This window comes from Phenylobacterium sp., from assembly GCF_037968635.1.
Taxonomy (GTDB): Bacteria; Pseudomonadota; Alphaproteobacteria; order Caulobacterales; family Caulobacteraceae; genus Phenylobacterium.
On record NZ_JBBKVV010000196.1, the window covers coordinates 1 to 8,149 of the forward strand.

Here is an 8,149-nt window from a genome sequence, read left to right on the forward strand (position 1 = left end):
CCCTGCCGCCGAGGCGGACGGCCGAAGCCCCGTCGATGATCCCGGTTTCCTACCCCGCGCCGACGCCGCGAGGGGCCGCGTCCGCGCCTGCGGAGCCGGCCCAAAAGTTCGCGACCGCGGCGCCCACGCGCTCCGCGCCGCTGGGCCGGACAGCTGTGCAGATCGGCGCCTATACCTCCGCGGCCTTAGCCGAGACGGGCTGGCGGGACACTGCGGCCGCCTTCCCGGCCTATGTGGACGGCAAGGCGCGGCTGGTGGAGCCCGTCGAACGGGGCGGTCAGACGCTCTACCGGGCCTTGGTGGCAGGATTCTCCGACACCGCCGCCGCCCAGGATTTCTGCGATGCGCTGAAGTCCCGCGACCGCGGCTGCATCATCAAGATCCGCCCGGAAGGTCGGGGCGCCACCATCGCCGCTCGGTCGACGCCTGTTGAGGCGTCGCGACAGACCGACCGCTTCAGCATGGCTTCGGCCAGACTGCCGGGAACGGTCGAGGACATTTCGTTCCAACCCCAGGGCCAGGCGGTCGACGCCTCGCCCACCGCAACCTTTGAGGAGACCAGACAATGACTTTCAGAACTCTGACGCTGGGCGCCGTCTCGGCGCTCGCAATCAGCCTCGGCGCCTCCGCGGCGCTGGCGGCCGGCAACACCAGCAGCGTTACCCAGACCGGCGACTATAACGACGCGAAGGTAACCCAGAACGACGGAACCCAAGGCGCGTCGACCATCACTCAGGCAGGGAATGGCCTAAAATTCTTTCATGCCAAAGCCACTGTGACCCAGGCCGGCAGGGCCCTCAACCTATCGACGATCGACCAGCTGGCGAGCTCGAAGGGCGCGTGGGCGACAGTCAACCAGTCAGGCGCGGCGGGTAACACTTCGAGCATCAAACAGGCTGGCGCATTCGCAATTGTATCCGTCACCCAAGTGTCAAGCGGCGTTGGCGTCAACACCGCCACCATCGACCAAAACAATACGAAGGGCGTGGGGCTGGCGGCATCGGTCTTCCAAACTGGTGACGCGAACGCAGCCACCATCATCCAGAGCCAGAGCGATACGCGGTTGGGCGGCGGCTCTTCGGTCATCCAGTTGGGCGACAATAATACTGCGAACATCAACCAGTCAGGCAATTATTCGGTCGCCTCCATTAGCGACGTCGGTAACGGCTCCAAAACAACATTCACGCAGACGGGCGAGAGAAATATTTCGATGTCGGCGCGGATAGGCAACAATAACAACACCGCCGTCAGCCAATTCAGCAACAACAATTTCAGCCTTATCACCGGATTTGGAAACGACAACTCGATCAATGTAAAACAGGAAATCAAGGACGGTAACTCCAGCACGATCATGCAGAACGGCGATGCCAACAAGGTCGATCTGGTCCAGAATGCCGGGAACGCCAGTTCGAGCGTCATCACCCAAGGAGGAAGTTACAACGTCGCCTTGGTAACACAGAGCATCGTCGGCGGCGCCAGCACGATTAGTCAGAGCGGCGACCGCAACACCGCGACCATTAAGCAGTAGGGCGTTTCTGAGGTCAGGGTGGCGCGTCAGCGTCACCCTGACGAGTCCAGGAGGTGGGAATACCAAGATGATCGGCTGCAAAGTTTCTCGGCGCCTTTTGATCTCGGCGGCCTTCTGGGGTCTGGCCTTCTCGGGTCCTGCCGCAGCGACCTGTCTGGTCAGCACCGGAAACGTGGCCGAAATCAGCCAGGGCGCCGGGGCCGAAGGCGCGAACGCCACCATCATCCAGACGGCCCAGGCCAACGGCGCGGCCTGCATCGCCCAAGACGGCGAGGGCGCGACGGCCCATGTCCTGCAGGTGGGCTCCCTGGCTGCCAATATCGCCAGCATCAGCCAGAGCGGTGGCGCCGACCAAGTCGCCTACATCGGCCAGGACGGCGTTTCCAATACCGCCAACATCAGCCAACGCCAGGTCAGTGGCGCAACCGCGCTGGGCGGCGGATCCCTGCTGCCCGCGGGCTTCCTGTCGCGGCTCACCGGAGCCGGGCCGGGCGCCGGCTATTCGGCCGTCATCGCCCAGGAAGGCCGCGGCAACAGCGCTGCGATCACCCAGGCCGCCGACGGTGACTATGGCGAGGTCGGCCAGTCGGGAGACTACAACAACGCCTTGGTCAACCAGGGACTTCTGACCCCAACCCTGAGCGGGAGTTTCGCTAGCCTCTACCAGAGCGGCTCGGGGAATATGGGCCATATCAGCCAAGATGGCGGGAGAAATTCCGCTGCGCTGACACAGGACGGTGACAACCTGACAGGCTCCATCGAACAGACCAATGGCGGCAACATCGCCGACCTGGCCCAGAGAGGCGCAGGCCTGGCCTTCTCTATCGTGCAGAACGGCGCGGCCACCACAGCAGGCGGGATCACCTATACTGGTATGACAAGCATTTCGGTGCAGCAGTCGCCCGGCCACGTCATGGTCGTCGCCCGTTGAGGCGTCGCGGCGTGACCGTTCAGGGCCTCCTTGCCTCGGCCGTGGCGGGGCTGATCCTCGCCGGAGGGGCTCAGTCGGCGAGGGCCGGCCCGATCAGTCCCGCCATCCAGATGGGCCAGATCGGCGACAACCGGCCTATCTCGCCGGCTTCCATCCGCATGGACAACGCCGCGGCGCCCAGGACCAACCTGACGATCTCGCCGATCCCGGCCGGTACGACGACCGGGTCCAAGACGACCCTGGCGCAACCCAGGGCCGCCTTCGATCGCTGCGAGGCGATCCTGCTTGGCCGCACCCCGCCGGTGGAGGGCCTGGACTGCAGCGAGAGCCAGTTCGAACGTCTGCGCCAGATCATGTCCGAACGGACTGGCGCCCCGCCCGTGCCAACGACCGTGGATATCGACAGCCTGGCCAAAGACCTGGATTCCAACGCCCGTGCGCCCGAAGGCATCGACCCCACGACAGGGGCGCCCACCATCATGATCCTGTCGCCGCGAGGCTAGATCAGCGCCCAGCCTTCGATGAAGCGAGTGGGATTGCCGGGAGATTTCGGCGACGGATTGCGACGTGGGTCCGGTCTCGTAAACCGCGGCCCCCTACCCGGCCTTGTCAGCCCAAATGCACCGGCCAACAATGGGTAGGGTTTAGGTGGGCGAAATGGCCCGTCAGAAAAGGTCCACGATCCGTTCCGCTGGTTCGACAACTCGCCGGAGGTGATCCGCCTGGTGGTCATGATGTACCTGCGCTACCCGCTGGCCCTGCGTAACGTCGAGAACCTGCTGTTCGAGCGCGGCATCGACATCTGCCACGAGACGGCGCGGCTCTGGTGGAACCGGTTCGGTCCGATGTTTGCCTCCGAGATCCGCAGGAGGCGCGTTCAGCACATGCGCGCCTACACCCCGTGGCGTTGGCATTTCGACGAGGTCTACGTGAAAATCAACGGCCAGATGCGCTACCTGTGGCGCGCCGTCGATCACGAGGGCGAGGTGCTGGAATCCTTCGTCACCACCACGCGTGACAAGGCTGCGGCGCTGAAATTCATCAAAAAGGGCGATGAAGCGCCACGGATGTCCGCGAGCCATCGTCACGGACAAACTCCGGCCCTACGCCGCAGCACTGAAAGAGATCGGCGCCGCCGATCTCCAGGAAACGGGACGCCAGCTCAACAATCGGGCCGAAAACTCCCATCTGCCTTTCCGACGACGAGAACGGGCGATGCTGAGGTTTCGCAGGATCACGGGCGAACAAATGGGCCTGGCGATGATCGAGCGGATCAACCGGAACAGGGCAGAAACGGAAACTGTAAACCGCGCTGTAAACCACACCGATAGGCAAGGCGCGCAGGGCTCGTAAGTCCCTGAAAAGTCTTGGCTGGGGAACTAGGACTCGAACCTAGAACGACGGTACCAAAAACCGCTGTGTTACCATTACACCATTCCCCAGCAGGAACGCCGCTGGGCCGGGGCCCGCGCGAGGGCGTGGAGATAGCGCAAGCCTTCCCCGGATGCAACGCCCCTAAGGGTCGCTTGCGGCACGGAAAGCGCTCCTCTATAAGCCCCCTCCTCAAGTCGGAGTGTGGCTCAGTCTGGTAGAGCACCGCGTTCGGGACGCGGGGGTCGCAGGTTCGAATCCTGCCACTCCGACCATTCATTTCCCCGCCAACGCGGGGGATTTTCCCGCGCCCAATTAGTCCCGCGAAGTCCGCCGGTTAGGCGGAAACGGCCCGCGCGCCTGGCTCTCCGAGAGCCACCAACCCGTCCTCATACGTCGATTTCGCCTGCTGCTCGGACCCGTCCCACGGAAGAGGCTGCGCGGTCAGGCCAGCCGGCGAGACGGACCGAGGTTGCGCGCACTGCAAGACCGCTTCGGTGAGATCAGACGCGCCGCCATCGCCCGCAGGAGCGCGCGGTCCACCCGGGCCGCGGAGAACCGGCGCCACCTCAAAACGCCCTCCGTAGAATTACTTAGGGGGAAGACACGAATTTCGGCTCAAGCCGGCAAGGCTTAGCCATGGGTCATCGAACAAGGGACTGGCCGATGACCCAAACGCAAAGCCTCGACGAGGCAACCAGGCTCCGTGGCGAGACGAAGGCCGCATCATCGGACATCATGATGGGCATGGGCGTCCGCATGAGCTTCGCGAAGGACGAGGAAATCTACGGCCAGGATGAAGACGCCGACCTCATTTATCGTGTGATCAGCGGCGTCGTGCGGACAACTCGCATCATGAGCGACGGCCGGCGACAGATCGGCGGCTTCTACTATTCCGATGAGATGTTCGGGGTCGAACCGGACGGCCGCCACCGCTTCTCGGCGGAAGCCCTCTGTGACTGCAGCATCCTGGTCGTGAAGGCCTCGGCGCTACACGCGGTCGCCGGGGACGGTGCGTTCGGCCGCCTCACCTGGGCGGCGACCAATCGCGAACTGGATCGCGCACAGGACCACCTGCTGCTTCTGGGGCGTAAAACCGCTGCGGAGCGGGTGGCCAGCTTCCTTCTTGACCTCTCCACGCGCCGCGCCACCGAGGCCGTGACCCTACCGATGGGCCGCCAGGATATGGCCGACTATCTGGGCCTGACCATCGAGACCGTCTCGCGGATGCTGACCCAACTTCAGAGCGCCATGGTGGTGGAATTCGCCAGCACCCGCAGCTTCCGCATCTGCAACCGCAGCGCGCTCGTTCGCATGGCTCAATAGGCCGATCGCGGCTTCCCAGGCGCGGACGGACGCTGCTCCTCGGAGACCGCCCAGGCCTGCGCGGAAGGCGCTGGCGGGTTTGGCCGTCAGTGCGAGATCAAGAGGGCCGACGGCGGGTCACTGACCAGGTCGTGACTGACGCCACCCAGCACGCGCTCCTGGATTCGGCTTCGGCCATACAGGCCCATCACCACAAGATCGATGTCCAGCGCCTTGACCTGGGCGCGCAGGACCGCCGCGGCCGAGGCGTCCGAGCTGCGGTCGACAATGAGCTTCGCGTCGCGGCCGTGCCGTTCGAAGTGGCGCTGCAGCAAGCCGTCGGGGCCGCCTTCGCCGTGCGGTGACACGACCAGGATATGGACCTGCTCGGCTCCCATGATCAGCGGCCAGGCGTCGCGCAAGGCCCGAGCGGATTCGCGCGTTCCCTTCCAGGCGATCAGCACCCGCTTTCCCAGATTGCGCATTAGCCCATGCTCAGGCGACACCAGCACTGGCCCGCCGCTACTCAGACCCAGATCCGCCGCGCTTATGGTGTGCTGGCCAAGCGCCGCGCAGGCGATGGTGGGGAAGATGGTCAAATCGAACCGTCGCGCACAAGCCGACATCGGGGCGGTGAAGTCACCGTCAATCACCATCCATTCGGAGGATGCGCCGGCCCTGCCCGCTGCGGACTCAAAAATCTCGCGGCCCCGCTCCGAGGCCTGGAGGATCGCCGAGGCATGGTCCTTCAGGATGGAGGCGGTGTCGCTGGGCGACATGTAGGCCAGGGCTTCACCGGCCATATAGTTGCGCAGGAACTCGCTTTTGAGGAAGACGCCTCCAAGATGGGCGTTGGACCTAAGCGCCAACTCGGCGGCGGCGGCCGCGCGCGTTTCCGACGCCGGCGTGTCATCGATATGAACAAGGATGTCGCGATAGGTCATGAGCTCACCTCCGATTTTCCTCAAGCTGCCCTTGCGCCGGGCGGCTCACCTTGATCCCCGTCAAGGGTTGATCAGTGGGACATCAGGACCGGAAGCTGAGCGCGTCTCAGCATGTGCTCGGTGGCGCCGCCGAGGATCAACTCGCGAAGTCGCGAGTGGCCGTAGGCGCCCATCACCAGGAGATCAGCCTCGGTCCGGCCCAAATAGCTGTCGAGGACCCGACTGATGAACTCGCCCTTGGCGTCCACTTCATCGATCGCTGTCTCGATGCCATGCGCCTGGAGATGTCGCGCCGCGTCCTGCGCCAGGCCTGGGGTGGGCGCGGCTTTTTCGTTGAGGATGGTCAGAACTCGAACGCGCCGCATACCACGCAAGATCGGTAGGGCGTCAGCCATGGCCCGCGCCGCAGCGACGCTGCCGTCCCAGGCGACCACGGCCACCCCGCCGGTGAGTTTCGCGTGCGCCTTGACCTCGTTGGGCATCACCAGGACGGGACGCCCTGAATTGAAGATGACCGTCTCGACGACCCCGTCCTGGCCGTCCATCGACCCGCCCATGGGTACGATACAGAGGTCACGGGCGCGAGCTCGGCGCGCCACATGCATCGCGAAGTCCGCGAGCGAAGCCGTCTCAAGCAGCGTCCCCCGAAAGACGCCCACGGCCTCGGCGCGCCCTTTGAAACGCTCCAGACCATGATGGCAGGCGGCAAGGCTTCGGGCCTCCTCTTCCCGCGCCAAGCCGGTAAGGCCAATCAGGCGCTCGGCGATGATGTTGCTCTTGACCGGGATCGAAATCTGTAGCGCCAGGGCTGTAATCTGCGCCCCCAGCCGCGCGGAGATATCGACGGCCGCATCGATGGCCGCGTCGGAGGTCGGCTCCGGGTAGGTGTCAAGGTGAAGCAGGATGTCTTGCATGGCCATGTGGCGCTCCGATGTTTGGATCGACATCTCACCTGGGGCGGAGGGTTGCCTTGATCTGGCGCAAGCGCGGACGCCAGGTTCGCCCGACACCGCCAGCCGGATCCGAAGGTGTCCGTGAGCCCACTCGCTGGCCTGCAGGCCGGAAAGTGGACTCACCAACGCCAGAGGGACGCAAGCCGTCCAAGGGTTGTCAGCCGTCAGTGGGTTCATCGTCACCCATGGATCGCAACCGGCCATAGGCCAGGGCCACAATGAAGCTCACGAAGCCGACGATGACCATGGCGAGATAGGGGGTGATGTGAATGGACATGTGTGTGCTCCCAACGGCTGCGCCCAAGTTGGGGCGGCCGCGCGAGGCGCTCCTTGATCGAGGTCAAACAGTCTAGGGGTCCGCAGGCGCCCCGCCTCGGGGGCAGGCGTACTCAGCCTCGACGGCGTGGCGGACCGCATCGGCCGCCGCATGGGGCCGGTTCCGCGGGTCGCGGGCGAGGCGAGCCATGATGGCGCCGCGCATCGTTTCTGCGGTCATGCCCTTGGGCAGGCAGATGGTATGGCGAGCGGCGGAGCGCCGCGCCTGGCGCGCAAGCAGCTGGTCGACCGCCCCCACCAGGTAGCCGAGGCAGAGTGCTGAACTCTCGTCCTGCGGCGTGCAGAGCACCGTCAGGTCTGATGCGGTCATGAAGCCCTGCACGGCCTGCGGCGACGGTGACAGCGGCGACGCCGTCACCAGCGAGATGAGGAAGAACCAATTCATGCGCAAATCGTCTCGCAGGCAGCGCGCCGGCGCCTTGATCCATCGCAAGCTTGACCCAGATCAATGGCGCGCGCCTCGAGACACACCATGAGAGGCCTGGGTCGAGTTGATCCGGCGAATGCGAGCTTGTGACATGGATCTCAGGGCCCCTTTCCGACACGCTCTTGAGCAGATTCATGCCGAGGGGCGTTACCGGGTCTTCGCCGACCTGAAGCGCCACCGGGGGCAGTTCCCCAAGGCGACCTGGACGCGTGAGGACGGCGGTCGGTCCGAGGTCATCGTCTGGTGCTCCAATGACTATCTTGGCCAGGGCCAGAACCCGGTCGTCCTGGACGCCATGCACACGGCCATCGATGAGGCCGGCGGCGGTTCGGGCGGCACCCGCAACATTTCCGG

Annotated in this window: 9 protein-coding genes, 2 tRNA genes and 1 pseudogene; 8 read left to right on the plus strand and 4 right to left on the minus strand. The window is 64.9% G+C overall.

The window, feature by feature from the left end:
* The 5 genes from AAC997_RS20705 to AAC997_RS20725 form a co-directional block, all read left to right on the plus strand.
* Positions 1-569 (plus strand): SPOR domain-containing protein (locus AAC997_RS20705; RefSeq protein ID WP_340647603.1); only part of this gene is annotated, 569 nt, incomplete at its 5' end.
* A complete protein-coding gene (locus AAC997_RS20710) occupies positions 566-1,528 on the plus strand; it encodes a hypothetical protein (protein WP_340647604.1) in 963 nt (320 codons plus the stop codon). The genes AAC997_RS20705 and AAC997_RS20710, both read left to right, overlap by 4 nt.
* A gap of 67 nt (positions 1,529-1,595) precedes the next feature.
* Complete coding sequence (locus AAC997_RS20715) at positions 1,596-2,459, plus strand: hypothetical protein (RefSeq protein WP_340647605.1); 864 nt, start codon at positions 1,596-1,598, stop codon at positions 2,457-2,459.
* Between the two features lie 11 nt (positions 2,460-2,470).
* The gene (locus AAC997_RS20720; RefSeq protein WP_340647606.1) at positions 2,471-2,962 is read left to right on the plus strand and encodes a hypothetical protein; all 492 of its coding nucleotides are present in this window, start codon (positions 2,471-2,473) and stop codon (positions 2,960-2,962) included.
* Between the two features lie 210 nt (positions 2,963-3,172).
* Positions 3,173-3,790, plus strand: a complete 618-nt coding sequence (locus AAC997_RS20725) for a DDE-type integrase/transposase/recombinase (protein WP_340647607.1) — start codon at positions 3,173-3,175, stop codon at positions 3,788-3,790.
* Positions 3,791-3,827: 37 nt separating this feature from the next.
* Here AAC997_RS20725 and AAC997_RS20730 read toward each other — a convergent pair.
* Positions 3,828-3,901: transfer RNA gene (locus AAC997_RS20730), tRNA-Gln, on the minus strand.
* 127 nt (positions 3,902-4,028) lie between these two features.
* Between AAC997_RS20730 and AAC997_RS20735 the strand changes: the two genes are divergently transcribed.
* Positions 4,029-4,105 (plus strand) — tRNA-Pro (locus tag AAC997_RS20735).
* Between the two features lie 391 nt (positions 4,106-4,496).
* Positions 4,497-5,156, plus strand: a complete 660-nt coding sequence (locus tag AAC997_RS20740; protein WP_340647608.1) for a helix-turn-helix domain-containing protein — start codon at positions 4,497-4,499, stop codon at positions 5,154-5,156.
* 86 nt (positions 5,157-5,242) lie between these two features.
* Here the strand turns inward: AAC997_RS20740 and AAC997_RS20745 are convergent, their stop codons facing one another.
* From AAC997_RS20745 to AAC997_RS20755, 3 genes are all read right to left on the minus strand, one after another.
* Entirely contained in the window at positions 5,243-6,079 is an 837-nt protein-coding gene (locus AAC997_RS20745) for a universal stress protein (protein ID WP_340647609.1), read from the minus strand.
* A 71-nt stretch (positions 6,080-6,150) separates the two neighbouring features.
* Positions 6,151-6,999, minus strand: a complete 849-nt coding sequence (locus AAC997_RS20750; RefSeq protein ID WP_340647610.1) for a universal stress protein — start codon at positions 6,997-6,999, stop codon at positions 6,151-6,153.
* 382 nt (positions 7,000-7,381) lie between these two features.
* Positions 7,382-7,753, minus strand: a complete 372-nt coding sequence (locus tag AAC997_RS20755) for a Rap1a/Tai family immunity protein (protein ID WP_340647611.1) — start codon at positions 7,751-7,753, stop codon at positions 7,382-7,384.
* Positions 7,754-7,886: 133 nt separating this feature from the next.
* Between AAC997_RS20755 and AAC997_RS20760 the strand changes: the two are divergent.
* Positions 7,887-8,149, plus strand: a pseudogene (locus AAC997_RS20760) (5-aminolevulinate synthase); the annotation flags it as partial.

Bases quoted from the DNA above. Each gene is read 5' to 3' on its own strand.
- AAC997_RS20710 (WP_340647604.1), top strand. From the start codon at position 566: ATGACTTTCAGAACTCTGACGCTGGGCGCCGTCTCGGCGCTCGCAATC.
- AAC997_RS20715 (WP_340647605.1), top strand. From the start codon at position 1,596: ATGATCGGCTGCAAAGTTTCTCGGCGCCTTTTGATCTCGGCGGCCTTC.
- AAC997_RS20740 (WP_340647608.1), top strand. From the start codon at position 4,497: ATGACCCAAACGCAAAGCCTCGACGAGGCAACCAGGCTCCGTGGCGAG.
- AAC997_RS20745 (WP_340647609.1), bottom strand. From the start codon at position 6,079: ATGACCTATCGCGACATCCTTGTTCATATCGATGACACGCCGGCGTCG.
- AAC997_RS20750 (WP_340647610.1), bottom strand. From the start codon at position 6,999: ATGGCCATGCAAGACATCCTGCTTCACCTTGACACCTACCCGGAGCCG.
- AAC997_RS20755 (WP_340647611.1), bottom strand. From the start codon at position 7,753: ATGAATTGGTTCTTCCTCATCTCGCTGGTGACGGCGTCGCCGCTGTCA.